This is a genomic window from Arthrobacter sp. P4_F11, assembly GCF_056401395.1.
This window is the reverse complement of sequence record NZ_JBFUJK010000019.1, coordinates 39,761-66,050: the sequence shown is the minus strand read 5'-3', so window position 1 is coordinate 66,050 and position 26,290 is coordinate 39,761. Positions and strand designations below refer to the sequence as shown.

Genomic DNA, 26,290 nt, shown 5'->3' with positions numbered 1-26,290 from the left:
CACCTGCAGCTCCGGCCGACGCGTCGGACCTAATCCCCCCAGTAGACGGCGAAACGTCCCGGCAGACACGAGTGGGCTGTACCCGAAACTGGAGCCCGCCACTACTCGCCCGGGCCGCGGTCCGGTTACGGAACATGACGACGGCGGCCGTGCGGGCCGGCGTCGCAGGTGTTACGTTTTTGGGGAGTAATGAGAACCGGTGCCAAGCCCTGACTGGCCGGTCGGCAACCCTCCCTTTCGCGGCGGGGTGCCTCAGGTGAATACTCGGCATTCGAGAATTCGAGCTGCAAGCGTGAAAGAGGAGATCCGTCGTGCCCGAGACGTCAATACCCACAACAGCCACACCCGGTTCAGCACCCGGCGAGGAGAGGCTGGCCTACCGGCTGTTCACCGGCGCGGATGACCGCGCCTTTTGCGAGCGGGTGTCAGCCGCCCTGGCCGAGGGCTACGTGCTGCATGGAAGCCCCGCCGCCAGCTTCAACGGAAGCACCGTGATCGTGGCGCAGGCGCTGGTCCTGCCGGCCGCGATTGCCAGTGCGGACGCCGCCGTGGCCAATGCGGTTGATGAGCTCGACGCCGACGAATTTGGCGCCGACGGGGCCTTCGCGGGCCACGCATGAGCTACGCCGGAGACCTCAGCCCGCAGGAGGCGTGGGCCAAGCTGGAGGCCGGAGCCATCCTGGTGGATGTCCGGACCGAGGGCGAATGGGCCCACATCGGCATCCCGGACACCGCGGCCGCGGGCGAGAGCCGCAGCGATCCGCTCTTCATCCAGTGGAACCTCGCCGGCGGCATGCCGAACCCGCACTTCGTGGAACAGCTAAGGCAGCGGGCGCCGGCGGACACCGCCGTCGAACTGGTGTTCCTTTGCCGTTCCGGTGCCCGGTCGATCGCCGCCGCGACGGCCGCGACGGCCGCCGGCTACACCTCGTACAACGTCCTTGAGGGCTTCGAAGGCGAGACCGACCGCTTTGGCGAACGCACCGTCAATGGCTGGAAGAACCGCGGCCTGCCCACCAACCTCGGAAAGATCTAAGTGACTTTCAATCCCGACGCCGCCGGCTGGGCGGCCGACACCCAGGCTGTCCGTGGCGGCCTTGACCGCACCGGCTTCCAGGAAACCACCGAGCCGATCTTCCTCAACTCAGGATTCGTCTACGAGTCCGCGGCCGCCGCCGAGCGCGCCTTCACCGGGGAGGACGAGCGCTTCGTCTACTCCCGCTACGGCAACCCCTCCGTCGCCACCTTCCAGGAGCGGCTCCGGCTGCTCGAGGGAACGGAGGCGTGTTTCGCGACCGCGTCCGGCATGTCCGCCGTCTTCACCGCCCTGGGCGCGCTGCTGGCGGCCGGCGACCGGGTGGTCGCGGCCCGCTCGCTGTTCGGCTCGTGCTTCGTGATCCTTAACGAAATCCTGCCGCGCTGGGGAGTCGAGACGGTCTTCGTGGACGGCCCGGACCTGGAGCAGTGGCAATCCGCGCTGTCCGAGCCGACCACGGCGGTGTTCTTCGAGTCGCCGTCGAACCCGATGCAGGAAATCGTGGACATCGCCGCCGTGAGCAAACTGGCGCACGCGGCCGGCGCCACGGTGGTGGTAGACAACGTCTTCGCCACCCCGCTGCTCCAGCGCTGCGGCGACCTCGGCGCGGACGTGGTGGTCTACTCCGGCACCAAGCACATCGACGGCCAGGGCCGCGTCCTGGGCGGGGCCATCCTGGGCACCAAGGAATTCATCGACGGGCCCGTCAAGCAGCTCATGCGGCACACCGGTCCGGCGCTTTCGGCGTTCAACGCCTGGGTGCTCACCAAGGGCTTGGAGACCATGGCCCTGCGCGTCAACCATTCCTCGGCCTCCGCGCTGCGGCTGGCCGAATGGCTCGAGGGACAGCCTGCGGTCGGCTGGGTAAAGTACCCGCTGCTGCCGTCCCACCCGCAGTACCCGCTCGCAGTGCAGCAGATGAAGGCCGGCGGGACCGTGCTCACCCTGGAACTGCAGCCCTCCCCCGGCCGCACGGCGAAGCAGGCCGCGTTCGCACTCGTGGACGCACTGCGGATCATCGACATCTCCAACAACCTGGGCGATGCCAAGACGCTCATCACGCACCCGGCCACCACCACGCACCGCGCGATGGGCCCGGAAGGCCGCGCGGCGATCGGGCTCAGCGACGGCGTGGTTCGGCTTTCGGTGGGGCTGGAGGACGTCGAGGACCTGATCCGAGACCTCGGCCAGGCGCTCAAGCAGGTCTAGGGGCTTCCGCCCCTGCCCTGCACTGCCTCGGGCTCCCGGTCAGGCCGGGCGCAACCGGCCCAGGGCCGAACGATTGTCTGCCGGCCCCTCGGTGACGGGCCCCTGGGTGGTCAGTTCGATGGCCCGCTCGACGACGGCGGGCAGGCCGCCGGCCCGGAACGGGCCGCGCTGCAGCTGCGAACCGGTGCCCTCTGCCAGAATCCGCTCAACGCCCTCGCGCGCCAGCTCCAGCTCGCCCTGTTCCTCAAGCACCGGGGCCACGAAGTCCACGAGCGCCCTGACCACGTCCGCGGCCGGGGCCGGGGTGAAGGTTCCGAAGTCCAGGAGCTCTCCGCGCAGTCCGCAATTGCTGGCTTGCCAGGCGGCCATCCGCAGCAGCAGCGTGGGCACCGGGGCGGGATCGACGCCTTCGTTCCATTCCCGCGCGGCGGACTCCACGAGGGCGCGCACCAGCACGGCAATCAGGGCAGCATCTTCGGCCCGCAAGCAGACATCCGCGACCCGGATCTCCACGGTGGGATGCTGACGGGCCAGCCGGGCGTCGAAATAGACCATCCCCTCGTCCATCAGGACGCCGCTTTCGACCAGCCGGGTGACCACGCGGCGGTAGACGGGCAGGCTGCCGAAGATCATCGTGGGACCCGAGCCCGGCCAGCGGTTCCAGGCCTGGGTGCGGTAGCTTTCGAATCCGGTCTCAGCCCCGTTCCAGTAGGGGGAATTCGCGCTGAGTGCTATCAGCACGGCCAGCTTGTCGCGGATCCGGTCCATTACCGCCACGCCTTCCTCCGGGGACTCCACAAAGGTGTGGACGTGGAGGCCGCAGGTCAGCTGGTTCCGGACGGTGAGCCCGAAGCGCTGCTGCATGGTCATATAGCGCGGATTCGGCGTCAGGTGGGTGGCTGAGCCTTGGGGCGACGTGGCCAGGGCCGCGACGCGCCCGCCGTGCGCCCGGGCGGCCTGGTCCGCAAGGGACCGGCCACGCCTGAGCTGCCGGAGCAGTTCCGTGTATTCCAGGCACGGATGCGTCTGGGTCTCGATCTGTTCGAGCTTGAGCTCGTAGCTGAAGTCGGCGCCTTCGTGGACCGGTTTCTGTGCCGGGAGAACCCTGGCGGCTTCCTGCTGCGGCGGCACCAGACTCGGCAGCATGAGCTCAGCGAGGGCAAGCAGCATCCCCGATTCGGGGTCCACTATCAGCAGTTCTTCCTCCACGCCGAAGGTGCGCATGAATCTATTGTGCGTCAGGATCCGCCGAAACGCCCCACACCAACGCGGGGCTCAGTCTTGGAAATACTCGATCTTCGCCCCGATGGTGTTCAGCCGCTCGGCCAGGTCCTCATAGCCGCGTTCAATGACATAGATGTTCCGCAGCTCCGAGACGCCACGGGCCGCCAGCATGGCCAGCAGCAGGCAGGCGGCGGGGCGGAGGGCAGGCGGGCAGCCCACCTCGGCCGCCCGCCACTTGCTGGGCCCGTTGACGTAAATGCGGTGCGGATCGAGCAGCTGGACCTGGGCGCCCAGCTTGTTGAGCTCGGTCAGGTAGATGGCCCGGTTCTCGTAGACCCAGTCATGGATCATGGTCTGGCCGTGGGCGTTGGCGGCGATCACCGCGAAAAAGGGCAGGTTGTCGATGTTCAGCCCGGGGAAGGGCATGGGGTGGATCTTGTCCTCCGGCGCCCGCAGCTCCGAAGGCTTGGTGGTGACATCCACCAGGCGGGTGCGGCCGTTGCGGGCAAAGTACTCCCCCGAAACCTCGAGCCGCTGGCCCATCTGCTCGAGCGTGGCGAGTTCGATTTCCATGAACTCGATCGGGACGCGGCGGATGGTGACTTCCGAGTTCGTCACGATGCCGGCGGTGATGAGGCTCATCGCCTCGATGGGGTCCTCGGACGGGAAGTATTCGATGTCAGCGTCGATCGACGGCCGGCCGGTGATCTTCAGCGTCGTGGTGCCAACCCCGGCGATGTCCACGCCGAGCATCTGCAGGTAGAAGCACAGATCCTGCACCATGTAGTTCGGGCTGGCATTGCGGATGATGGTGGTGCCACGGCGGTGGGCTGCGGCCATGATGGCGTTCTCGGTGACGGTGTCGCCGCGTTCGCTGAGCACGAAGGAGCGGTCGTGACCGTCCGACGGCGGCGCCTGCACCGCGTAGAACCCGGACTTCGCCTCCACGCTAAGGCCGAACTGGCGCAGTGCCTGCATGTGCGGCTGCACGGTGCGGGTGCCGAGGTCGCAGCCGCCGGCGTAGGGCAGCCGGTAGGTGTCGGCCTCGTCCAGCAGCGGGCCCAGGAGCATGATGACGCTGCGGGTCCGGCGGGCCGCCTCCACATCCATGGAGGCCAGGTCCAGGACGGCGGGGCGGCGGATCTGGAGGTCGTTCGCGTTGAGCCAGGTGCACTCGACGCCGATGCTGGTCAGCACCTCCACGATCCGGTTGACTTCCTCGATCCGGGCAAGCCGGCGCAGCGTGGTGGTCCCGCGGTTGATGAGGCTGGCGCACAACAGCGCGACGCCGGCATTCTTGCTGCTGTTGACGTCCACCGCGCCGGCGAGGGTGCGGCCGCCCTCGACGCGCAGGTGGGTCATCTGGGGCCGGCCCACCTTGACGATGCTGTGCCCGACGATCGCCTCCAGGCGCTGGATCATCTTCAGGCTCAGGTTCTGCTTGCCCTGTTCCATCCGGGCGATGGCGCTCTGGCTGGTGCCCAGCTCGGCGGCGAGTTGCCCCTGGGTCCAGCCCTTGGCGCCGCGCGCCTCGCGGAGCAGGATGCCTACATGTTCAGCAGTCGGTTGAGTCATGCTCCCGAAAATATCACGCATGATTTATAAACCACGGCAATTCCGGCCGGAATGGCGTCAATCTCACACGGATACCCACGCCATGCGATAACCGGCGGCGCCGGTCTACTGTCGCGTGAGGAAGACGAGGTTCCAGGTGCCCGCGCCGAGGGCCGCGGCGACGGCGGCGGCCGCGATGCCGAGCCCGCCCAGCAGCACCCAGGCATCGAGTCCGCTGAACGTGGAGGGCCGGGCCCAGGTCCGGGCGGCACCGCCGAACCCGCGGGCCTCCATGGTCACCGCGAGCCGCGAGGCGCTCCGGATCGCCTGCACCAGGAGGCCGAAACTCTGGCCCAGCGTGGCGCGGAACCGCTGACAGGGGTTGCCGCTCGAGCCCACGCCGCGGGCCCGCCGGGCCATGCCGATGGTCTGCCATTGCTCGGCCATGATTCCGACGAGCCGCATCGCGGCCAGGGTGCCCAGGACGAACCGGTGCGGCAGTTTCGCGTTCTGGGCCAGGGCGTCGGCCAGGTCCGTGGGGTCGGTGCAGCTCATCAGCAGCACCGCGGGCAATGCGATCGCGAGCCCGCGGAGCATGAAGCCGATCCCCAGCTGCAGGGAACCGGCGCTGACGGACCAGATCCCCGCATCGAGCAGGACTGGTCCGGAATCGGGCGCCAGGATGGCCGTGCTCCAGCCGCCCAGCGCCGCCGCGAGGATCAGCGGCCAGCCGCGCTGCCACAGCAGGGCCACAGTCAGGCCCGCCAGCGGCAGGAGCAGCAGTTCGAACGCCAGCGCCACCGACGCCGACACCCAGTCAATGGAGAGCGCCAGGACCAGGGTGATCAGGGTGACCGCCGTGAACTTGGCGAGCGGGTTGGCCCGGGTCAGCAGCGCATGGTTGCCGCGCAGGCTCAGTGCGTCCCTCACGGCGAAGCTCCCTCCCGCAGCTCGAGATCCGGGCCGGGAGCGTCCGCGGCTGCGGGTTCCCGTGGCCGGAGGCGGAGTTCGGCGCCACCGAGGACGGCGCTGAATTCGGCGTCATGCGTCACGGACACGACGGCGGTGCCGGCGTCGAGGAGCTCGGAGAGGAACGAGGCGAGTTCGGCCCAGGTATTGGCATCCTGGCCGAAGGTGGGCTCGTCCAGGACCAGCACCTGGGGGTGCGCCGCCAGCACCGTGGCTACCGAAAGGCGCCGCTTCTCGCCGCCGGAGAGCGTGTAGGGGTTGGCGTCCACAAGCTCGGTCAGCCGCAGCCGCTCCAGCAGTTCGTCCACGCGGTCTTCGCCGTAGCCGAGGTGGTGCGGGCCGAACATGAGCTCGTCGAGGACCTTGCCGGTGACGAACTGGTGCTCGGGCTCCTGGAAGACGGTTCCGATCCTGGCGATCAGCTGCTGGGCCTTCCACCGGTAGGGATCGGGTCCGGCGCCGTCGCGTGCGCGGCCACTGGAGCGACCACTGGAGTGACCAGTGGCGGGATTGCTCAGCTCCGCCGTGGCCGAGACTGTTCCCGCGACGGGCCGCAGGAGACCGGCCAGTGTCAGCGCCAGGGTGGACTTCCCCGTGCCGTTCTGGCCGGTGATTGTCAGCGCCTCGCCGGCGCGGACCCGGACCGAGACCCCGGACTGGACCGGACGCGGCGCGATGGTGCGGAAGCCGTCGCGCAGCCCAGCCCGCCGCGGCCGTTCGCGGGACACCGCGAGCGCGTCGGCCGTGAGCAGAGTCTGTCCCGCGCCCCGCGCCGGTGTCCGCATCCGCGTCGCCGGGACGTAGCCCGGCACCCAGACGCCCGCACCGATGAGCATGTCCCGCGCCTCGGTCAGGACCCGGTCCGGCGGTCCGTCAATCAAGACCGCGGAGTCCGTGGCGGACCCTGGCTGGAGCACCACGATCCTGTCCACCAGGTCTTTCCAGACCCCCACCCGGTGCTCCACGACCACCAGCGTGGCGCCCGTCTTGTCCAGGCAGCGGCCGACGGCGTCCCGGACCTCCAGGACGCCCGCGGGGTCGAGGTTGGCAGTCGGCTCGTCGAGCAGGAGCAGCCCTGGCCGCATCGCGAGGATCCCGGCGAGCGCCAGCCGTTGCTTTTGTCCGCCGGAGAGGGCCGCCGTCGGGTGGTCCAGCGGCAGCTGTCCCAGCCCGACGTCGTCGAGGGCCTCGCGCACGCGCGGCCAGATCTCCGCCGCCGGGACGGCGAGGTTCTCCGCCCCGAAGGCGACGTCGTCACCGAGGCGGGAGAGCACCACCTGCGTTTCCGGGTCCTGCTGCACCAGCCCGGCGCGGCCGCGCTGCGCCCGTGGCGCGGCACCGTCGATCAGGAGGCTGCCGGTCTCGTCTGTGTTCTCGGCGTCGCCGGAGTCGCCGGGGTCGCCGGACGCGCCGTCGCCCAGCACACCGGCCAGGGCGTGGAGCAGCGTCGACTTGCCGGCGCCGGAGGGCCCCAGCAGGAGCACGCGCTCCCCCGGCCGGATGTCCAGGTCAAGGCCGCTGACCGCGGGCCTGGTCCGTCCGGCATGCCGCCAGCCCCAGCCGCGGGCCGTGACGGCGGCCGGCCGGACGCCCGGTGAAGATCTCATGATTCTCTGCAGGATTCAGCGACGGGGCTCAGGAAAAGACGGGCTCCGTGGCGGCCTTGCGGGAGGCAAAGGAGCCCAGCACTCCAGTCTTCGCCAGGCCGCGGGTGGCGAGCCAGGCCAGTCCGCCGGCAATCACTGCGCCGGAGATCGTCGTGAAGACGATGTAGGCGAGCTTGTCGCCGGCCTCGTAGGCGATGTTCCAGCCCCACGGCAGGAATGAATCGTTCAGGCCGCAGAAGAGGCCCGCCCCGGCGCCGGCCAGCACGGAGACGGGCAGGTTGAACTTCTTGTAGAGGAAGGCCGCGAAGACCAGTTCGGCGCCGAGGCCCTGCAGGATGCCGGAGATCAGCACCGTGGTGCCGTACTGCGAACCCATGATGAGCTCGCCGGTGGCCGCGACGGTTTCGCAGAAGAGCGCGGCGCCCGGCTTGCGGATGATGAGCATGCCCAGCACCGCCGGGATCATCCAGCCGCCGGCGTAGAGTCCGCTCAACGGCGGGTAGACCGCGTTGACCGGAGTCGAGATCAGGTTCGCGCCCTGGGACCAGGCCCAGAAAATGACGCCGCCGGCAACGGCGATCAACGCGGCCACCACAATGTCCACCACACGCCAGCTGTAGTTGCGCCGGGCGGATGAACGGCTGGCGGAACCATGCTGTGCTGAAATATCTGTCATGTCGTCCTCCTGAGGAACAGGAGGGGAGGGTGCGCCGGCCGGTCTCGGCTTCCGCCGCCCTCCGCGCACCCTGAGAACTCGACTCCCTTGCGCCGGTACTAACCGGATCAGGTTCGAGGGTCTGCGGCTGTCCGCACTCTCAGCGCCCACCAAAGGTTTCCCCGGATTGTTCCGGCGATGCCCGACGGCGGCGCTCCCCTGTCGTAATTATTTTCGCCCTTGTGGGCTGGCTCAGTTTACACCCGGACGGCCGGGTTTTCAGTGGTGTGCCGTCACAATCGTGGACCGGACGGCGGAAGTCCCGGCGGCCCGGAAAACCCTCTTGGTAGAGTCGTCGTGCCGGACCCCCGGACCCGCCAGCGGGCGGCCTCGTCACCCACCGGAAAGCTGGAATATTTTGTCGCACACACCGGTCACCCAAGATCCTTTCGGGGAATACGATCCCGACTCCAGTGAGCCGCAGCCGCAGGGTTCCCTGGCGGTGCTCATCGGCCGCGTGCTGGCCGAGATAGAGGCGCTCCAGTTCGCGTCGTTCAGCAAGGATGACGCCCTGGACCTCGGGCTCCTTCTTGTCGAGCTGGGCAGGCAACGCTCGCTGCCCATCGCCGTCGACATCACCAAAGGCGAGCAGGTGCTCTTCCACGCCGCGCTGGACGGCGCCACACCGGACAATGAGCGCTGGATCAACGCCAAGAAGCGCACCGCCATGCGGTACGAGGTCCCGTCCCTGCTGGTGGGCCTCCGGGCCCGCGCCGCCGGCGGAAGGATTGAGGACAACGCCTGGTGGGATCAGTCGGAGTTCGCCGCCCACGGCGGGGCGTTCCCCATCTACGTGCGCGGCACGGGCGCCGTCGCCGTCGCCACCGTCTCCGGCCTGCCCCAGAAGGCGGATCACGAACTCGTGGTCGAGGCCCTGCGGATGGTCCTCACCCCGGAACGCTAGGCTAGGGGAAAACCGTTCCCGTCCCAAGGAGACCGAAGAATGAACATCCTCATCAAGCTGCTCGGTACCGGCGTCAGCCTCCTGGCCGGCTTTGCCGGCACCAAGCTGGTGGACACCATGTGGGAAAAGTCGACGGGCAACAAGCCGCCCAAGGGCCAGGAGGACGACGTTCCCACGACCCTGCGCTCGGCCCTGACGTTCGCCCTGATCTCCGCATCGGTCAGCGCCATCATCCAGGTGCTCGCCAACCGCGGCACCCAGCGCGCGATCACCCGCTTCGCCAAGACCCAGGACGTCGTCTGACCTGACCCGACCAGCCGCGGCGCCCACCGCGGCAGTCGAAGGCCCCGGCCGCGTCCGTCGATGTGCCGGCCGGGTCCGCCGGGCCGGTCGGGTCCGCCGGGCCGTACGGGGGCTCAGCGGTCGTCGTCGTCCGCTCCGTGCGTGGCCGCATGCTGGGCGGCCTTCTGGACTACCGCCTCGAGCTCGTCGGAGCTCAGCAGCTCCGGGTGCAGGTGCTTGGTCCGGTAGCCGGCCCGGCCCACCATGTGGGCGGACACGGGCACGGTGAGCAGCTGGAAGAGCCAGGCCACCAGCAGGACGGGCCACACCGACCAGGTGCGCATCTGCAGGCCGAGGGCCGCCAGCAGCAGGAACAGGCCGAGGACCTGCGGTTTGGTGGCCGCGTGCATCCTGCTCATGAGGTCCGGGAAGCGCAGCAGCCCGATGGCGGCCGCGAGGGACATCAGGGCTCCGGTCACCATGAACACGGCGGAGACGGCGTCGATCACTGTGTCAGGATTCACGGACGCCCTCCCGCCTGTCGGCCACGAACCGGGCCACGGTGACCGAACCGACGAAGCCGATCAGGGAAATCGCAACGAGCAGCATCAGGTTGTTCAGGTGCCGGTTGGCGGCCATGTCGATGCACAGGGCCGCGCCGAAGATGGCCAGCAGCACGTCGGCGGCCAGAACCCGGTCCAGCAGCGAGGGCCCCCGCGCGATCCGGACGATCGCCCCCGCGGCGGCCAGGGACAGTACGACGGCGGTCACCGTCAGGACGGTCTGCATCATGCGGCGGTCTCCTGTGTCAGTGCGGAAAGTTCGGCTTTGGTCCCCATGATCCGGATCAGCCCGGCCTCGGTGTCCCGGACCTCTTTGCGCAGCTTGGCCGCGTCCTCGGCATTGCGGACGTTGATGCCGTGGATGTAGAGCGTGGACGTCGACCTGTCCACCTCCACCACGAGGGACCCGGGAATCAGCGAGATCACGTGCCCGGTGGCCGTGACCAGGAGGTCCGAATGGCTTCGGAGCGGCACGGCTACGACCGCGCTGACCACGTTGGGGCCGCGGACCACGGCCAGGTACAGGACCTGGCAGCTTGCCGCGACGACTTTTCCGAGGAAGATGAGGGCGAACGGCACGGCGCGGAGCACGTTGAAGCGGCCGCCGAGTTCCACCGGGGGCAGATAGAAAATGCGCGCCACGAGCACCGCGATGAGGGCGCCGAAGAGGAGATTGCCCGGGCTGAAGTTCTGCCAGAGCGCGCCCCAGACAAAGACGAGCCAGACCAGCAGCGGCAGTTCCTGGCGCAGCGAGATCCTTTTCCGGTTCATTTCCCGCCGCCCTCCCGGACCTGCACCGGATGGAGCGACGGAGGCACCGGCGGCACGGGCGCATCCGGGCCGAGCACGGCCTGGATGTAGGAGGTCCGGTCCAGCATCTCCTGGGCGGACTGGTCGGCCACCCTGAACAGCGGCCCGGCAAAGACCGTCAGAGCCACGCCAAAGACCACCAGGCCCAGGGTGGAGCCCACCATGGTGCGGGGCAGCAGGGTCACATTCGTCTTGCCGGCCCGGTCACCCGTGGCGGAGTCGGCCGGCGCTGCCAGGAGCACCGGATCGGGGTGTTCGGCGTCCCCGGGCTTGCGCCAGAACGCCCGGTTCCAGACCCTCGCAATCGCCAGCAGGGTCAGCAGGCTCGTCAGCACGCCGCCGATCACCAGGGCGTAGGCCAGCGGCGTCCCCAGTTCCACGCCTGCCTGAAGCAGCCCCAGCTTGCCCAGGAAACCCGAGAACGGCGGGATTCCGGCGAGGTTCATGGCGGGAATGAAGAACAGGACCCCCAAGACCGGGGAGAGCTTGGCCAGTCCCGCCACGCGGTCCATGGACGAGCTGCCGCCACGGCGTTCAATCAGGCCGGTCACCAGGAACAGGCTGGTCTGGACAGTGATGTGGTGGGCCACGTAGAACACCGCGGCGCCCAGGCCGGCCACGGTGGACATGGCCAGGCCGAACACCATGTAGCCAATATGGCTGACCAGGGTGAAGGACAGGAGCCTCTTGATGTCACTTTGGGCCAGGGCGCCGAGGATGCCCACCACCATGGTCAGCAGCGCCGCGACCATGAGCGGGGCGTTGAGCGCATCCCCCGGGAAAAGCAGCGTTTCCGTGCGGACCATCGCATAGACGCCCACCTTGGTCAGCAGCCCGGCAAACACCGCGGTGACCGGGGCCGGGGCGGTGGGGTAGGAGTCAGGGAGCCAGAAGGACAGCGGGAAGACGGCGGCCTTGATGCCGAAGGCCACCAGCAGCATGACGTGCAGCAGCGTCCGGGTGCCCTGGTCGAGGTCGCCGAGCTTGATGGCGAGGTCCGCCATGTTGATGGTTCCGGTGGCGCCGTAGATCATGGCGATCGCGATCAGGAACAGCACCGAGGACACGACGGAGACCACCACGTAGGTCACGCCGGCCCGAATGCGCGGGCCTGTCCCGCCGAGGGTGATGAGCACGTAGCTGGCCGTCAGCAGGATCTCGAAGCCGACGTAGAGGTTGAAGAGGTCTCCGGTGAGGAAGGCGTTGGACACCCCGGCCACGAGGATCAGGTAGGTCGGGTGGAAGATCGAGACCGGCGCGTCGCGGTCGCCGTCGGCCATGCCCTGTCCCGTTGCGTAGACCAGCACCGCAAGGCTCACGGCCGAGGACACCACGAGCATGAGGGAGGAGAACTGGTCCACCACCAGCACGACGCCCCAGGGCGGCAGCCAGCCGCCGATGTTCACCGCGGCCGTCCCGCCATCCCAGACGGAGGCCAGCAGCCAGCATTCCAGCAGCAGTGTCAGCGTCAGCACGGCGATGCTGACCGTGCGCTGGACCCGCGGGTGATGGATGAGCAGGAAGGTCAGGGCGGCGCCCAGGATGGGGAGTACGACGGCGAGCGGGGCAAGGCTGGTGATGTTCACTCTCCGCCTCCTTCCGGGCTGGGGTCAACGTTGAGGGAGCCGGGCTGCTCTTCAGAAGCGGCCTTGTCGGCCCGCACGGGGCGGTCACCGGACATGACCGTAGCCAGCGGGAACTCCGAAGTCTCGACCGGGATCACGGAGTCATCCTCGGCATCGAAGCTTGGCGTTTCCGCGACGCGGCGGTCCTCGGCGTCGTCCTGGATTTCATCCTGGCGGGCCAGGACCCAGGTGCGGTAGATGATGCCCAGCATGAACGCCGTGACGGCGAAGGAGATCACGATCGAGGTCAGGATCAGGGCCTGCGGCAGGGGGTCGTTGTAGTCCCCCGCCGGGGTGTCCTTGTCGAAGAGCGGCGCCAGCCCGGCGTAGCCGCCGGTGGCGAGGATCAGCAGGTTCGTGGCGTTGGCCAGCAGCATGAGGCCCAGCAGGACCCGGGTGAGGCTGCGTTCGAGGAGCAGGTAGATGCCACAGGCGTACAGGGCGCCCATGACCGTCAGCAGGGTCAGGTTGACGCTCATGTTCTCCCCTTGGCAGTGGTTTCCGCGTCGGCGGACCCGTCGGCGGACCCGGAAGGGACACCGGCCGGGATTCCTCCGCTGTCCTGGTCTTCGGCGGACCCCTCTTCGGTCGTCTCGGGTTGTTCTTCGAAGTGCTCGTCGATCTCCGCGCCGAGGCTGCGCAGCACGTCCAGGGCCAGTCCGACGACCACGACGTAGACACCGATGTCGAAAATGGTCGAGGTGACGAACTTGATGTCGCCGAAGACGGGCAGCCACAGCTCCACGATGGCGCTCTGGAACACTTCGCCGCCCAGCAGCAGCGGCGTCATTCCGGCGGCAGCCGCCGTGGCCAGTCCGATCCCCAGCAGGGTGCCGGCGCCGACGGGTGTCGCTTCGCGCAGTTCGAAGCGGCCGCCGGCCAGGTAGCGGATGGTGAGGGCGAGGCCGGCCGTGAGGCCGCCGGCGAAGCCGCCGCCGGGCAGGTTGTGGCCGGCGAGGAGCAGATAGATGGAGAACACGATCATCGAGTGGAAGATGAGGCGCGTGACCACCTCGAAAATGATCGAGCGGCGTTCGGGTGCCAGGGTCCGGCCGGCCACCAGCCAGGCGTCGCGAGTGGCGGCAGCGAACCGCCGGTTCATCGCCAGGGCGGCGTCTTCCCTGGTGCTTCCCCTGGCCCCGGTCCGCCGGCCCACGGTCCCTTCCGCGACGCTCGCGGATGTCCGGATGCGGTCGCCGCGGCCGCGGACGAAGATGAGGCTTGCCACGCCGGTGGCGGCCAGGGCCAGGACCGAGATCTCGCCAAAGGTGTCCCAGGCCCGGATGTCCACCAGGGTCACGTTGACGACGTTGAGGCCGCCGCCGCCCTCATAGGCCAGTTGCGGGAACTGCAGGGAGACCGGCGGCGCCACCCGGGCGCCGAGGGCGTGGATGGCCACGAAAATCATGGTGACGCCGAATGCCAGGCCGATCACCACGCGGATGACCCGGTACTTGCCGCCGGTGCGGTCCCGCAGCCCCGGCGGAAGGCTCCGCATGGCCAGCACGAACGCCACCAGGATCATGGTTTCGACCAGCATCTGCGTCAGGGCGAGGTCCGGGGCTCCCTGCAGGGCGAACATCATCGCAATCCCGTAGCCGGTGACGGACACCATCAGGACGGCCAGGAACCGTTTGTTGGCGCGCACCGCGGCCAGCGCCCCGATCACGATTCCGGCGCCGGCCACCAACTGCAGCGGCGAGCCGGGATCGATGACATAGAGGCCGGGCGGCAGCGGTTTGTTGGCCAGCAGCAGCGCCGTCAGCGGCAGGACGAACGCCACGGTCAGGATGACGGACAGGTAGAAGAAGAGCGAACCTCGCTGGGTCCGGCCGGTGATCCATACCGCGGTGTCGTCCAGGGCGCCGATCGTCTGCTGGTAGGCACGGTCGCTGTCGATCCAGCCCGGCACCAGCGCCTGCAGCCGGGCCACGGCGTTGCGGCCGTAGAACATCGCCAGGCCCAGGACGAACGTCACTGCGGTCAGGCCCAGGGCCGGGGTGATGCCGTGCCACAGCGCCAGGTGCCCGGGCGGGGCCTCGGAGCCGTGCACAAAAAGCTCCGCGTAGGGCTGGATCCAGGCGTCAACGGGGGCAGGCCACAGCCCGTAAAGGATTGTGAGGAGGCTCAGGATCGCCGGCGCGGCGAGGAACGCCGGTTTGACCGGCTTGAAGGCCGTGGGCTCCACGCCGGGCTTGAGGGCGAAGGCTCCCCACATGAACCGGGCGCTGTAGGCGAAGGTCAGGATGGAGCCCAGGACCACACCGGCCAGGAGCCAGGGTCCGGTCCCGGTCTCCGACTTGTACTGGAGGAAGGCCTCGAACACCGATTCCTTGGCGACGAAGCCGGCCAGCGGGGGCACGCCCGCCATCGAGGCCGCGCCGATCGCCGCGACGACCGCCAGTGCCCTGGCCGATCCGTAGACGCCGGAGAGCTCGCGGATGTCCCGGGTCCCGGACTGGTGGTCGATGATGCCCACCACCAGGAAGAGCGTGGCCTTGAACAGCCCGTGCGCCAGGAGCAGGGCTATTCCGGCGAGTGCCGCGTCGGGGGTGCCGAGGCCCACCACCATGGTCATGAAGCCCAGCTGGCTCACGGTGCCGTAGGCGAGGATGAGCTTGATATCTGTCTGCCGGAGGGCCCGGTAGCCGCCCACCAGCATGGTGGCCAGGCCCAGGCCGAGCACGATCGGCAGCCACGCCGCGGTGTCCGCGAATCCCGGAGCCAGTCGGGCCACGAGGTAGATCCCGGCCTTCACCATGGCCGCGGCGTGCAGGTAGGCGCTCACGGGGGTGGGGGCAGCCATTGCGCCGGGGAGCCAGAAGTGGAACGGCACCAGGGCGGATTTGGTGATCGCACCGATCAGGATGAGGACGACGGCGGCGTTCACGACCCCGCCTGCGGGGCCGGCGACCAGGGTGGGAGCCAGGTCCATGATCGCCTGGATCCGGTAGGTTCCGGCCGTCGAACCGAGCATGATGAGCCCCACGAGCATGGCCAGGCCGCCGGCGGTGGTCACCACGAGTGCCTGCAACGCCGAGCGCCGCGCGGACAGCCGGGTGCGGGCGTAGCCGATCAGCAGGTAGGACAGCACGGTGGTCAGTTCCCAGAAGATGAACAGCAGCAGAAGGTCATCAGCGGTAACGAGGCCGAACATCGCCCCGGCGAAGGCCAGGAGCTGGGCGCCGAAACCGCCGAGGTAGTCGTCCTTGTCCTTGAAGTAGCGGGCGCAATAGACCAGCACCAGCGCACCCACCCCCAGCACCAGCAGGGACATGACCCAGGCCAGGGCATCCATCCGGAACGCGAGTTCGAGCTGCAGTCCGGGAATCCAGGGGATGACTTCGGTAATCGCCCCGTCAGAACCTGAATAGACTGTGCCTGCATAGACTTCGTCGTGCTGCAGCAGCAGCCAGACAAAGGAGGCCGCGGGGACCGCGGCCAGGGCGAAGAACGAATTCCTGCCAAACTTTCGGAACAGCAGCGGGGCCACAGCAGCCACCGCAAAGTGCACGGCAAGGACTGTGATCACTGGTATCTCCGCAACGTCAGAAAGTCGATTGTCAGCAAGTTGGAGCAGGCGGGTCATTTGTTAGGTTCGGTGCCGTCAGTTTACCAAGCGTGTACAAATTCTTTTGGCCGGGACACCGGCCGCTGAACAATTCGACGCAAATGTGAAGCCGGGGTTAAACCCCGGCTGGTAAAAACCCCTCCCGCTCCCCCTCGGAGGACGCCCTGGGCGGCTACGATTCTGGCTATGAACACTGCCGCCGCCCCCGAGGCCATGCGCCCCTCGGAACTGGAATCGGGAAGTCCCGTCCCGCACCGGGGCCGGATCCTCGCGTGGGCCTCGTGGGACTGGGGTTCGTCAGCCTTCAACGCCGTCATGACAACATTCGTTTTCACCGTCTACCTGACCTCCAGGGCATTCGGCGGGGAGGACCAGGCCTCGGCAGTCCTGGGCGCCGCGCTGGCCGTCGCCGGCGTGGCCGTTGCCCTCCTGGCCCCGGTCACCGGGCAGCGCTCGGACACGGGCGGCCGGCGGAAGCTGTGGCTGGGGGTCAACACTGCCGCCGTCGTCGTCCTGACCGGGCTGTGCTTCTTTGTCTTCCCGCGGCCGGACTTCCTGATCCTGGGCGTCACGCTCATAGCGCTGGGCAACGTCTTCTTCGAGTTTGCCGGGGTCAACTACAACGCCATGCTCACCCAGATCTCCACCCCGCGGAACATCGGCAAAGTGAGCGGCTTCGGCTGGGGAATGGGGTATCTCGGCGGCATCGTGGCGCTGCTGGTTGTGCTCCAGCTTTTTGTCCAGCCCAGCGTGAACTGGTTTGGCGCCTCCACCGCGGACAGCCTGAACATTCGGCTGGTAGCGGTGTTTTCGGCCCTGTGGTTCCTCGTCTTTGCACTGCCCGTGCTGTTCGCGGTCCCGGAGCTGCCGCGCTCGGACCGGGGAGCCGGGCTGGGGTTCCTCGCCTCCTACGGCCTGCTCGTCCGGCGCATCAAGGCGATCTACCGAACCAGCCCGCACACTATCTACTTCCTCCTCGCGAGCGCCATCTTCCGGGACGGGCTGGCAGCTGTCTTCACCTTCGGCGGGGTGATCGCGGCCGGCACCTTTGGCTTCGAGCTCAAGGACGTCATCTTCTTCGCGATCTTCGGAAATGTCGTGGCGGCCGCCGGCGCCATCCTCGGCGGCTTCCTGGATGACAGGATCGGGCCGAAGACTGTGATTATCGCGTCCCTCGCCGGCCTGCTGGTCGCGGGTACCGCGATCCTGGTCCTCGGCACCGGCAGTTACAAGTTCTTTGGCATGGCCTGGACCGGGACCACCACGTTCTGGGTCTTCGGCCTGCTGCTGTGCCTCTTCGTGGGGCCGGCCCAGTCGTCCTCCCGCGCCTACCTCGCCAGGCTCGCCCCGCACGGCGAATCCGGCGAGCTCTTCGGCCTCTACGCCACCACGGGCCGGGCCGTAAGCTTCCTCGCCCCCGCGCTGTTCACGCTGTGCATCGCCGTCGCCGCACCCTTCGTAGCGGAGGGCCAGGCCCAGCGCTGGGGCATCCTCGGCATCATGGTGGTGCTGCTCGTGGGCCTGCTCGTGCTCCTGCCGGTCAAGGCCCCCGACCAGACCGAAATCGCGGTGGTCCCCGAGTCCTGAGGCGGCCGAATCACCGGTTCGCGCACTAGGCTGAGGGTATGAACGTGGATGAGACGGACCTCCCCGGCCTCGGCCGGCGCAAGGACTTCATGACTGCCTCCGGACGCCGGATCGGCGTTGTCGAATACCGCGAGGGCCAGACGGAACTCATCGTCTCGACCTGGGACGATCCTGACACCTGCCAGGCCTCTGTCCCGCTGACTGCGGATGAGGCCGCCGCCCTGGGCAACCTCCTGGGCGGCCAGCGCATCGCCATGCAGCTCTCGGAAGCCCACCGGGAAATCCCGGGTATCGTCACGCGCCAGTTTTCGATCAGCGCTGAGTCACCCTTCCAGAACCAGCCGATGGGGAAGGCGTGCATCCGGACCCGCAGCGGGGTCTCGATCGTGGCCATCATGCGCGAAGGCGAGGTCCTGCCCTCCCCGGGACCCGACGTCGTCCTTCACCCCGGTGACCTTCTCGTTGCGGTGGGTACGCAAGAAGGCCTGGACACGGCGGCCGGCATCCTGCGCAACGGATAAGCCGGATGGATCCGCTCGCGCTGACCCTGATCGAGCTGGGGGCCGTCGTCTTCTGCCTCGGCCTGCTGGCCAGATTGGCCGGGCGGATCGGCATGTCCCCCATCCCGCTCTATCTGGTGGGCGGGCTGTTCTTCGGGGCCGGGGGCCTGGTCAAGCTCGAAGGCATGCACGAGTTTGCGCACCTGTCCGGCGAGATCGGCGTGATTCTCCTGCTGCTTATGCTTGGGCTGGAATATACGGCGTCCGAGCTCGTCACCGGCCTGCGTCGGTCCTGGCAGGCCGGCGTCCTGGACCTGCTGCTCAATTTCCTGCCCGGTGCCGGGCTCGCGGTGATGCTGGGATGGGGCGTCGTGGGGGCCATGGTGATGGGCGGCGTCACCTACATTTCATCCTCCGGGATCGCCGCCAAGGTCATCACGGATCTTGGCCGCATCGGCAACCGGGAAACCCCGGTTGTCCTGTCCATCCTGGTGTTCGAGGACCTCGCTATGGCCGTGTACCTGCCGGTCCTGACCGCCACGCTCGCCGGCGTCAGCATCCTGCTGGGGCTGCAGACGGTGGGGATCTCCCTGGCCGTCGTCAGCCTGGTCCTGGTGGTGGCCCTGCGGCACGGACACCACGTGTCCAAGGCCGTGCACAGCGAAAACTCCGAGGTTTTCCTGCTCAACCTGCTGGGCGCGGCACTTCTGGTCGCGGGGCTCGCAGCCGCCATGCAGGTTTCCGCGGCAGTGGGCGCCTTCATGCTCGGCATCGCGATTTCCGGCGCCACGGCCCACAGCGCCACCCGCGTCCTGGAACCGCTCCGTGACCTCTTCGCGGCCATCTTCTTTGTGGTTTTTGGCCTCAACACCGACCCCCGGTCCATCCCCCCGGTCCTGGGCTGGGCCCTGCTGCTGGCCCTGGTGACGGCAGCCACCAAGGTGGTCACCGGGTACTGGGCGGCCAAGCGGGCCGGGATTGGCATTCCCGGCCGCTACCGCGCGGGCGCGGCCCTGATCGCACGCGGCGAGTTCTCGATTGTCATCGCCGGCCTGGCCGTTGCCTCCGGCGTGGTGCCCGCGGATCTGGCAGCCCTCGCCACCGCCTACGTTCTGATCATGGCGATCGTGGGGCCGCTGGCCGCCCGCTTCGTGGAGCCGCTGGTCCGGCTCCTGCGCCGTCCCGCACGGCGGCCCGCGTTCCGGACCTCGGGCCCGGCGTAACGCTGCCGCCCCTGCGACACAGCGCGCTTGCTGCCTGGCCGGGAGGCTGGCTTGGCTGCCTGGCGCGGCCGTCCGGCCTGGCAGCCGTCCCGCCTAGATGTTGGTGAGGTGGAAATTCAGGTGGCTGCGGCTGGCCGTGGGCCCGCGCTGGCCCTGGTAGCGGTTGCCGTATTCCCCCGAACCGTACGGGTGCTCCGCGGCCGAGGACAGCCGGAAAAAGCACAGCTGGCCGATCTTCATGCCGGGCCAGAGCTTGATGGGCAGCGTGGCCATGTTGGACAGTTCCAGCGTGACGTGGCCGGAGAATCCGGGATCGATGAAACCCGCCGTCGAGTGCGTCAGCAGGCCGAGCCGGCCGAGCGAGGACTTGCCCTCGAGGCGGGCCGCGATGTCATCCGGCAGCGTCACGGTCTCGTACGTGGAGCCAAGGACGAACTCCCCCGGGTGCAGGATGAACGGCTCGCCGGACTCAACTTCCACCAGTCGGGTCAGCTCGGGCTGCTCCTCGGCCGGGTCAATGTGGGCGTATTTGTGGTTGTCGAACAGCCGGAAGAACTTGTCGATCCTGACGTCCACCGAGGACGGCTGGACCATGTCGGGGTCGAAGGGCTCGAGGACAATCCGCTGGGAGTCAATTTCGGTTCGAATGTCGCGGTCAGAGATCAGCACAGGTTCAAAAATACCGCACTCCCCATTGGATGGACCGCACAGTGTGGAGCTACTGTCACGGAACCGCGTCCACACGCCGGCCCGACGGCGTTCACGGCGGCTCCAGGGCCCAGACTTGGCGACTACGAAAAACGGGGTCCGGTATCAGACCGGTACGGTTAGCCCTTTTCGCGACAGACTATTTGACTGACGACTTAGGGGAACCGGCGCACGGCCCCATTGCCTCGATCAGCATTCCATCCGCAACGGCACCGGCGACCAGGAAATCACAGAGAAAATTGAGGTGGCCGGCGTGGAATAGATCGAAGGCCCCGCTGCGTATCCAATTCGAGTGACCAGGACGTCTCCTTCATCAATACGCGCATCAATACGCGCCGACTGGGCTGCGCATGGCTCTGAATGTTCTCCACATAATGATCAGGTCGCCCGTGAGCGACCAGTTCTCCACGTAATAAAGATCCAAGCGGATACTCTCGTCCCACGGGAGGGTGGAACGGCCGTTTATCTGCCACAATCCCGTAATTCCTGGCTTTATGAGCAGCCGACGGTTGGTGAACTTCTCGTACCCTTCAACTTCCGCGGGCAGCGGTGGCCTAGGCCCTACCAAGCTCATTTCGCCGGTCAAGACATTCCAGAACTGCGGCAGCTCGTCCAAGGAGTACTTGCGCATCCAGCGCCCGCACTTGGTGACCCGCGGATCGTTGCGGATCTTGAACAGCAGCCCGGAACCCTCGTTAAGCTCGCGGAGCGACTCCAAATCGCTTTCAGCAGTCTGGACCATCGACCGGAACTTCAGCATGTGAAAGGGAATCCCGTTCCTGCCCGCCCGTACCTGGCGGAAGAGGACGGGGCCCTCACTGCCGCGTTTGACGATGAAAGCCAACGCGAACAGGAGCGGCGACAAAACCAGCAACGCCACGGAGGCTACGGAGATGTCCACCGCACGTTTGAGAACATGCTTTCCGCCGGCGTACTGCGGAAGCTCAACGTGCACAAGCGGCAACCCATCGACCGGACGCCAGTGAATTCGCGGACCCGCAACGTTGGTCAAGCCCGAGGCCAGGACCAGTTCCGTCCCCGTGGCTTCAAGCTTCCATCCGAGTTCCCTGATGTAGGTGCTACCGCCGTGGACAGGTCCCGCGACGATGACTGCATCCGCACCGACCACTTCAACCATCCGCGAGACGTCGGCCAGGGTTGACAGGACGGGGATGCGGTACCAGGGAGGCCGCAGTTCCATGGACTTCTCCAGCGTCGGAAGCGCGACACCGGAAACTTGGTACCCCGCGGTCGGGTTCTTCTGGATCTGGTTGATAACGTACTCGACGTCAGTTGACTCTCCGATAACAATGACTCGAGAGACGTACGTACCCCGGGACCGCTGCTGATTCAGCCACCTGCGCCAAAGCCAGCGGTCTCCCGTGAGCAGCAGCAGACCCAGTGGCAGAGCAATCGCGAAGTAGCCTCGCGCCACATCAAACTGAATGAAAACCATCGCTATCGCAAGTGCACCGAACAGCTTGAGGGTGGCTTGGATGACCCGCTTGTATTCGGCGGCGCCAACACCAAAAGTCCGGCTGTCGCGGGTGCGGTAAATCTCCAAGACAGCGACCCAGGCCACGAGAAGCAATACCGAGACCACGAGATATTTCGTTTCAAAGTCCCATTGACGATCAGCTTTGGTATCGGAACGGAACCGGACCACGTATGCCGAGGCCACCGATACGGCAATCGCCGCCGCATCCGTGATTCGAAGACGGTTAACGAAACCCTTCCATCGTAAGGTGGCCGCGCTCCTTGGAGCTGCGATGTTATGTCGAGATGCGTCGTCCCACACCGAATGTTGGGGCTTCGCGGATGGTTGCGTGCGTAGCGGAACGCGGGCTTGACCCGCCTTTGGAATCGGAGTTTGTGTGCGTCGGCGCTGCTTGAGCTCACTCATGGCCGCTGCCTTCTACCGAGACCAGGTGCAGAATCCCTTGGAATCGCTGCCTTCCCGGCAAATTCGGCGTGAGAAAGCCTGCCAGTTGGTAAGAAAGGGCGCAGGACCATCAACTTCTCGTCATACATGGTGAGACCTTCTAGCGACTTGGTTGTCTGTGGTCTCCCCAAGTAAATTCGATGGCCTTCTGCTGCACACGAGTGTGCCCTACTCCTCTTGAGTTTGTAGACCACTCGTCCTGTTCGCCGCCACGGGCTGACTACCTGCTTTGCTACCCGAATTCGAGATAGACCCACCCATTCCACGGCTCGAATTCCGGCCGACATTCTGCGCGCACGGATAACGCTCACCGACAGCACTTCGAAGCATAATGTCGGCCGGGTGGAAATTCAGGTGGCCGAGGCCGGCAGTGGGCGGTGCAACTTCACCGGCCCGTCCATTCCGTAGCGGGCATATCTTCGAGGAGGGACTTGAGCCGCTCAAGCTGGCCAACCTCGGCCTTCATTCGCTGGCGGAACGGGCTGGTCATGCGGATCACGAATCCCCTGGGCTCACAGTTCAAAGCGAACCGGACGCGGGTGCTGCGACCCTCCGTGCTCAGGTAGTAGCCGCCGCGCGGCCGGACCGGGCCGACGATGACCTGGTACTGAATCTCCGCCCCCGTCCGGGCTTCGATGATTTCGAAGTCCGCGGCCACGGGCCTGCCGCCCGGTCCGGCGATCGTCTGCTGGTACACGGCACCCTTGGCGCCTGCGGCGCCGGAGAGCAGTTCCACGCTCCGGACCCCGTCACGCCAAAGCGGCAGGTGGCCCGGGTCCAGGAGGAAGTTGTACACGCTCATTGCGTCACAGTGGATGACGACGTCGTACTCTGCGAATGCCACAAAAATCCTTGCTCGGCGAACGGCAAATGGGCGTAGCCCGCCTCCCCCGAACTGCAGCTAACCAATTCAGGATAGACAGCGAGGCCCGCACCGCTCGGCTCCGGGACGGGCCTTTACCGAAGCGTTATGGGCTCCCGGACTGTGTGCTGCTACATGACCGTGCTCGGTGTCCTCGACGAAGAACTTGGACGCCTCAAAGTCGAGGTCGGTGCCCAGCCACATGTATGTGGACATGAGGATGTCCAGCCCGCCGTTTGACGGAGATAGCCCCTCTGCGCAGCGGTTTGGCGGCCATCTGTGGCAAACAGAGGAGCGGGCGACCCATGACTTCGACCGCATGACCTGTTCGGAGAACGCCCACGACTGAGGTAAGGTAAAGCTCGTTGTTCCCCGGGGCGAAGTCCAGCACTCTGACTGGTCCCACTGCGGCTGTAGCTCAATGGTAGAGCGCTAGCTTCCCAAGCTTGATACGCGGGTTCGATTCCCGTCAGCCGCTCCAATTGCCCCCGCAGCATCCCGGGCTCCTATTAGGTTGCTACCTGTATCGTCGGAAGTCAGGAACCTCTTCGGTTCCGCTACAGGAGCAATCATGGCTGACAAATCCCCCCGTCAAGCAGCATCCAAAAAATCCGGCAAATCCATTAAGGAAAAGCGCGCTGACAAGAGGGCCGCATCAGCGCCGGCCAGCTCCCTCGATAAAGTGACCGCCGCAAAGACGGCGAGCCCCAAAAAGAAGTGACCCGTTCACCGAATTACCTCACGCTCGGCATCCTCGCCGGCACACGCAAACCGGACGAGCGGCGCCTCCCGATCCACCCCCTGCACCTGGACCGCATCGCGCCGGAGATCCGGGACCGGTTGATCCTCGAGGAAGGCTACGGCGAGCGCTTCGGCCGGTCCGACGCCGAGCTCGCACCCCTCGTGGGGCGCATCGCGCCGCGGCAGCAACTGCTGGCGGAAGCCGACGTCGTCCTCCTGCCCAAGCCGCAGCCCGAGGACTTGGCCGAGCTCCGGGACGGGCAGGTCCTTTGGGGCTGGCCGCACTGCGTCCAGGACCGGGCCATCACCCAGCTGGCGATCGACAAGAAACTCACGCTGATCGCCTTCGAGGCCATGAACCACTGGGCCAGCGACGGCGGCTTCGGCCTGCACGTCTTCCACAAGAACAACGAGCTCGCAGGCTACTGTTCCGTGCTGCATGCCCTGGCGCTGACCGGTTCCACCGGAGACTACGGCCGCCGGTTGAGCGCAGTCGTGATCGGCTTCGGGGCCACCGCCCGCGGCGCCGTGACGGCGCTGAATGCCCACGGTGTCCATGACGTGCAGGTGCTGACCAACCGCGGTGTTGCCGCTGTTGGCTCTCCCATCCACTCGGTCCGCATCGCGCAGTTCGACCATGACAGCGAGGCGCCGTTCCTGAGCGAGGTCATCACCGAGCGCGGGCGCGTGCCGCTGGCGCCGTTCCTGGCCGCGAGCGACATCGTGGTCAACTGCACGCTGCAGGACCCCAACGCGCCGCTGACCTACCTGCGCACCGGGGACCTGGCCGCCTTCCGGCCCGGCAGCCTGATCGTGGACGTCTCCTGCGACGAGGGCATGGGCTTCAGCTGGGCGAAAACCACCACCTTCGCCGAGCCGATGTTCAAAGTGGGTGACCACATCGACTACTACGCCGTGGACCACAGTCCGTCCTATCTGTGGAATTCCGCCAGCTGGGAAATCAGCGAGGCGCTGCTGCCGTTCCTCGAGACCGTGGTGTCCGGCCCCGAGGCCTGGGCGGGAAACGAGACCATCCGCCGCGCGATGGAAATCCGCGACGGCGTGGTCCTGAACCCGGATGTGCTGCAGTTCCAGCAGCGGGAGGCAGAGTTCCCGCACCGCCCCTTGTCGCTCTAGGGGTTGTTGCACGCCTCCCGGTTTTCCGCGACGAATTAGGACAGCCGCTGCGTGGATCCACGTAGCGGCTGTCCTTTTTCGGTGCGGAAATCGGTCCGGACGATCCGCAGCAGCCGGCGCCGGTCCTTCAGGTCCACTTTGAGCATGAGCTGCCCGCGCCGGGCGAGGACGACGGCGACGGTCGCGGCAGCCAGCACCGGGACGCCGCCGGAGACGAGGACGGCGGTGTGCGGGTCCGCGTGCTCGGCCAGCCAGCCCATCATCGGGCCGCCGATCGCCTGGCCGCCGATCAGCACCATGATGTACAGGCTCATGACCCGCCCGCGGATGGCCAAGTTGGCGCTGACCTGGACCAGCTGGTTCGCGGCGGTCAGGAACATCAGGCACCAGAATCCGGCCAGCACCATGGCCACGCCGAACCACGCCATGGACGGCCCCAGGGAAGCCAGGCACAGCATGAGCCCGTACATCCCGGCGCCCAGCACCACGGAGCGCAGCCGCAGGGCGCGCCGCCGGGCCGAGGTGATCGCGCCGGCCAGGGCGCCGAGGGCCACGAGCGTGTTGAGCAGCCCATAGCCACCGGCACCGGCGTCGTACACGTGGTCCGCGAACGCGGCCAGCAGCACCGGCAGGCTCATCGCGAACACCGCGATGAACCCGGCCATCAGCCAGGGCCAGTAGATGGTGGGCTTGCTGAGCGCATAGTCCAGCCCTTCCCGCAGCATGCCCGGGCGCTTGGCGGCCGGGGTGCTGACATGCAGCTGGTCCTTGCGCAGGCTCAGGAGCATGGCCACAGTGAAACAGCACGCCACCGCATTGGCGGCAAAGGCCCAGCCGGCCCCCACGGCGGTCAGCAGGATCCCGGCGATCGCAGGACCGATCAGGCCGCCGAGCTGGAAGATCGTGGAGTTCACGCTGATCGCGTTTCGCAGATAGCCGGGGCCCACGAGCTCGTTGACGAACACCTGGCGGGCCGGCTGGTCCAGCACGGTCACAAGGCCCAGAACCAGCGCGATCGCGTAGACGTGCCCCACCTCAATCCGGTGGCTGAGCGCCAGGACGGCAAGGACCGCGGCCAACGCGGCGGCCACCGACTGGCACAGCATGAGGATCTTCCGCTTCGCGAAACGGTCCGCCATCATGCCGGCCCACGGGCCGAGGAACAGCGACGGCAGGAACTGCAGGGCCACGGTGATGCCGACGGCCGTGACGGAACCGGAGAGCTGGAGCACCAGCCAGTCCTGGGCGATCCGCTGCATCCAGAGCGCGATGACGGCGACGAAGTGCCCGATCGCGAAGACGCGGAAGTTGCGGACCTTGAGCGAAATGAAAGTGTGGCGCCAAGGCAGGGGCTCGTTGACGACGGCGAGTGGTTGGGTGATGGTGTCCGGCAGGGAAGCTGCGTTCGCCTCTAGCGGCGGAGGGGGTGCCACGGAAAAGTCCTCAAAAGAGCGGGTGAGTGGGATGGACTTAACGCTAGGCTGGCCCCAAGAGATTATGGAAGCCTATTCCACGCATAAC

At 67.3% G+C, this 26,290-nt stretch carries 25 protein-coding genes, 1 tRNA gene, 1 pseudogene and 2 riboswitches; of the genes and pseudogenes, 11 read left to right on the top strand and 16 right to left on the bottom strand.

Annotated features, from left to right (window positions below):
- The first annotated feature begins 185 nt into the window (after positions 1-185).
- Positions 186-299: riboswitch (SAM riboswitch) on the top strand.
- Positions 300-311: 12 nt separating this feature from the next.
- The 3 genes from AC1DRO_RS18590 to AC1DRO_RS18580 are packed head-to-tail and all read left to right on the top strand — an operon-like array spanning position 312 to position 2,245.
- Positions 312-620: a DUF1737 domain-containing protein gene (locus AC1DRO_RS18590; protein ID WP_476951959.1), complete on the top strand. Its 309-nt coding sequence runs from the start codon at positions 312-314 to the stop codon at positions 618-620.
- A complete protein-coding gene (locus AC1DRO_RS18585; protein WP_476951958.1) occupies positions 617-1,036 on the top strand; it encodes a rhodanese-like domain-containing protein in 420 nt (139 codons plus the stop codon). The genes AC1DRO_RS18590 and AC1DRO_RS18585 overlap by 4 nt, the downstream gene beginning before the upstream one ends.
- Positions 1,037-2,245: an O-succinylhomoserine sulfhydrylase gene (locus tag AC1DRO_RS18580; protein ID WP_476951957.1), complete on the top strand. Its 1,209-nt coding sequence runs from the start codon at positions 1,037-1,039 to the stop codon at positions 2,243-2,245.
- Between the two features lie 39 nt (positions 2,246-2,284).
- Here the strand turns inward: AC1DRO_RS18580 and AC1DRO_RS18575 are convergent, their stop codons facing one another.
- The 5 genes from AC1DRO_RS18575 to AC1DRO_RS18555 all read right to left on the bottom strand — a co-directional run bounded on the left by AC1DRO_RS18575 (position 2,285) and on the right by AC1DRO_RS18555 (position 8,275).
- Positions 2,285-3,469, bottom strand: coding sequence for a glutamate--cysteine ligase 2 (locus tag AC1DRO_RS18575; RefSeq protein ID WP_476951956.1), 1,185 nt, complete (start codon positions 3,467-3,469; stop codon positions 2,285-2,287).
- A gap of 51 nt (positions 3,470-3,520) precedes the next feature.
- A complete protein-coding gene (locus tag AC1DRO_RS18570) occupies positions 3,521-5,044 on the bottom strand; it encodes a UDP-N-acetylglucosamine 1-carboxyvinyltransferase (protein WP_028275394.1) in 1,524 nt (507 codons plus the stop codon).
- A gap of 105 nt (positions 5,045-5,149) precedes the next feature.
- Positions 5,150-5,953: an energy-coupling factor transporter transmembrane component T family protein gene (locus AC1DRO_RS18565; protein ID WP_476951955.1), complete on the bottom strand. Its 804-nt coding sequence runs from the start codon at positions 5,951-5,953 to the stop codon at positions 5,150-5,152.
- Positions 5,950-7,599 (bottom strand): ABC transporter ATP-binding protein, encoded by a 1,650-nt coding sequence (locus AC1DRO_RS18560; protein ID WP_476951954.1) that lies wholly within the window; start codon positions 7,597-7,599, stop codon positions 5,950-5,952. Before AC1DRO_RS18560 ends, AC1DRO_RS18565 begins: the two co-directional genes overlap by 4 nt.
- Before the next feature lie 28 nt (positions 7,600-7,627).
- A complete protein-coding gene (locus tag AC1DRO_RS18555) occupies positions 7,628-8,275 on the bottom strand; it encodes an ECF transporter S component (protein ID WP_028275391.1) in 648 nt (215 codons plus the stop codon).
- Between the two features lie 66 nt (positions 8,276-8,341).
- Positions 8,342-8,485, bottom strand: a riboswitch (TPP riboswitch).
- Between the two features lie 187 nt (positions 8,486-8,672).
- Between AC1DRO_RS18555 and AC1DRO_RS18550 the strand changes: the two genes are divergently transcribed.
- Together AC1DRO_RS18550 and AC1DRO_RS18545 are read left to right on the top strand one after the other, a co-directional pair.
- Positions 8,673-9,218 carry a heme-degrading domain-containing protein gene (locus tag AC1DRO_RS18550; protein ID WP_476951953.1) on the top strand — a complete coding sequence of 182 codons (546 nt, stop codon included), beginning with the start codon at positions 8,673-8,675 and terminating at the stop codon, positions 9,216-9,218.
- Positions 9,219-9,257: 39 nt separating this feature from the next.
- The gene (locus AC1DRO_RS18545; RefSeq protein WP_223915203.1) at positions 9,258-9,521 is read left to right on the top strand and encodes a DUF4235 domain-containing protein; all 264 of its coding nucleotides are present in this window, start codon (positions 9,258-9,260) and stop codon (positions 9,519-9,521) included.
- 113 nt (positions 9,522-9,634) lie between these two features.
- Here AC1DRO_RS18545 and mnhG read toward each other — a convergent pair whose 3' ends face one another.
- From mnhG to AC1DRO_RS18515, 6 genes are read right to left on the bottom strand one after another with little or no spacing between them, the layout of a single operon-like run.
- Positions 9,635-9,982, bottom strand: coding sequence for a monovalent cation/H(+) antiporter subunit G (gene mnhG, locus AC1DRO_RS18540; RefSeq protein ID WP_476951988.1), 348 nt, complete (start codon positions 9,980-9,982; stop codon positions 9,635-9,637).
- A 31-nt stretch (positions 9,983-10,013) separates the two neighbouring features.
- Positions 10,014-10,292, bottom strand: a complete 279-nt coding sequence (locus tag AC1DRO_RS18535; RefSeq protein WP_018774043.1) for an MrpF/PhaF family protein — start codon at positions 10,290-10,292, stop codon at positions 10,014-10,016.
- The gene (locus AC1DRO_RS18530; RefSeq protein WP_476951952.1) at positions 10,289-10,834 is read right to left on the bottom strand and encodes a Na+/H+ antiporter subunit E; all 546 of its coding nucleotides are present in this window, start codon (positions 10,832-10,834) and stop codon (positions 10,289-10,291) included. The genes AC1DRO_RS18535 and AC1DRO_RS18530 overlap by 4 nt, the downstream gene beginning before the upstream one ends.
- Positions 10,831-12,459: a Na+/H+ antiporter subunit D gene (locus AC1DRO_RS18525; protein WP_476951951.1), complete on the bottom strand. Its 1,629-nt coding sequence runs from the start codon at positions 12,457-12,459 to the stop codon at positions 10,831-10,833. Before AC1DRO_RS18525 ends, AC1DRO_RS18530 begins: the two co-directional genes overlap by 4 nt.
- On the bottom strand, positions 12,456-12,977 hold the full coding sequence (locus AC1DRO_RS18520; protein ID WP_230009245.1) for a Na(+)/H(+) antiporter subunit C: 522 nt from the start codon (positions 12,975-12,977) through the stop codon (positions 12,456-12,458). Before AC1DRO_RS18520 ends, AC1DRO_RS18525 begins: the two co-directional genes overlap by 4 nt.
- On the bottom strand, positions 12,974-16,030 hold the full coding sequence (locus AC1DRO_RS18515; protein ID WP_476951950.1) for a Na+/H+ antiporter subunit A: 3,057 nt from the start codon (positions 16,028-16,030) through the stop codon (positions 12,974-12,976). Before AC1DRO_RS18515 ends, AC1DRO_RS18520 begins: the two co-directional genes overlap by 4 nt.
- Positions 16,031-16,255: 225 nt before the next feature.
- Here AC1DRO_RS18515 and AC1DRO_RS18510 point away from each other — a divergent pair, with 225 nt between their 5' ends.
- The 3 genes from AC1DRO_RS18510 to AC1DRO_RS18500 are packed head-to-tail and all read left to right on the top strand — an operon-like array spanning position 16,256 to position 19,379.
- Positions 16,256-17,656, top strand: a complete 1,401-nt coding sequence (locus AC1DRO_RS18510; RefSeq protein ID WP_476951949.1) for an MFS transporter — start codon at positions 16,256-16,258, stop codon at positions 17,654-17,656.
- Positions 17,657-17,694: 38 nt separating this feature from the next.
- The gene (locus AC1DRO_RS18505) at positions 17,695-18,177 is read left to right on the top strand and encodes a cation:proton antiporter regulatory subunit (RefSeq protein ID WP_018774037.1); all 483 of its coding nucleotides are present in this window, start codon (positions 17,695-17,697) and stop codon (positions 18,175-18,177) included.
- A 5-nt stretch (positions 18,178-18,182) separates the two neighbouring features.
- Entirely contained in the window at positions 18,183-19,379 is a 1,197-nt protein-coding gene (locus AC1DRO_RS18500; RefSeq protein ID WP_028275381.1) for a cation:proton antiporter, read from the top strand.
- Positions 19,380-19,472: 93 nt separating this feature from the next.
- Here the strand turns inward: AC1DRO_RS18500 and dcd are convergent, their stop codons facing one another.
- From dcd to AC1DRO_RS18480, 4 genes and pseudogenes are all read right to left on the bottom strand, one after another.
- On the bottom strand, positions 19,473-20,048 hold the full coding sequence (gene dcd / locus AC1DRO_RS18495; protein WP_026538211.1) for a dCTP deaminase: 576 nt from the start codon (positions 20,046-20,048) through the stop codon (positions 19,473-19,475).
- A gap of 220 nt (positions 20,049-20,268) precedes the next feature.
- Positions 20,269-20,387: pseudogene (locus AC1DRO_RS18490) on the bottom strand (adenylyltransferase/cytidyltransferase family protein); the annotation flags it as partial.
- Positions 20,388-20,412: 25 nt separating this feature from the next.
- The gene (locus tag AC1DRO_RS18485) at positions 20,413-21,990 is read right to left on the bottom strand and encodes a sugar transferase (protein WP_476951948.1); all 1,578 of its coding nucleotides are present in this window, start codon (positions 21,988-21,990) and stop codon (positions 20,413-20,415) included.
- Positions 21,991-22,414: 424 nt separating this feature from the next.
- A complete protein-coding gene (locus AC1DRO_RS18480) occupies positions 22,415-22,873 on the bottom strand; it encodes an SRPBCC family protein (protein ID WP_476951947.1) in 459 nt (152 codons plus the stop codon).
- A gap of 425 nt (positions 22,874-23,298) precedes the next feature.
- Here AC1DRO_RS18480 and AC1DRO_RS18475 point away from each other — a divergent pair.
- The 3 genes from AC1DRO_RS18475 (at position 23,299) to AC1DRO_RS18465 (ending at position 24,769) form a co-directional block, all read left to right on the top strand.
- Positions 23,299-23,372: transfer RNA gene (locus tag AC1DRO_RS18475), tRNA-Gly, on the top strand.
- Positions 23,373-23,462: 90 nt separating this feature from the next.
- On the top strand, positions 23,463-23,612 hold the full coding sequence (locus AC1DRO_RS18470) for a hypothetical protein (RefSeq protein WP_018774018.1): 150 nt from the start codon (positions 23,463-23,465) through the stop codon (positions 23,610-23,612).
- Positions 23,609-24,769, top strand: a complete 1,161-nt coding sequence (locus AC1DRO_RS18465; protein ID WP_476951946.1) for a N(5)-(carboxyethyl)ornithine synthase — start codon at positions 23,609-23,611, stop codon at positions 24,767-24,769. Before AC1DRO_RS18470 ends, AC1DRO_RS18465 begins: the two co-directional genes overlap by 4 nt.
- Positions 24,770-24,804: 35 nt before the next feature.
- Here AC1DRO_RS18465 and AC1DRO_RS18460 read toward each other — a convergent pair whose 3' ends face one another.
- Positions 24,805-26,202, bottom strand: a complete 1,398-nt coding sequence (locus AC1DRO_RS18460; protein WP_476951945.1) for an MFS transporter — start codon at positions 26,200-26,202, stop codon at positions 24,805-24,807.
- Positions 26,203-26,290 lie beyond the last annotated feature (88 nt).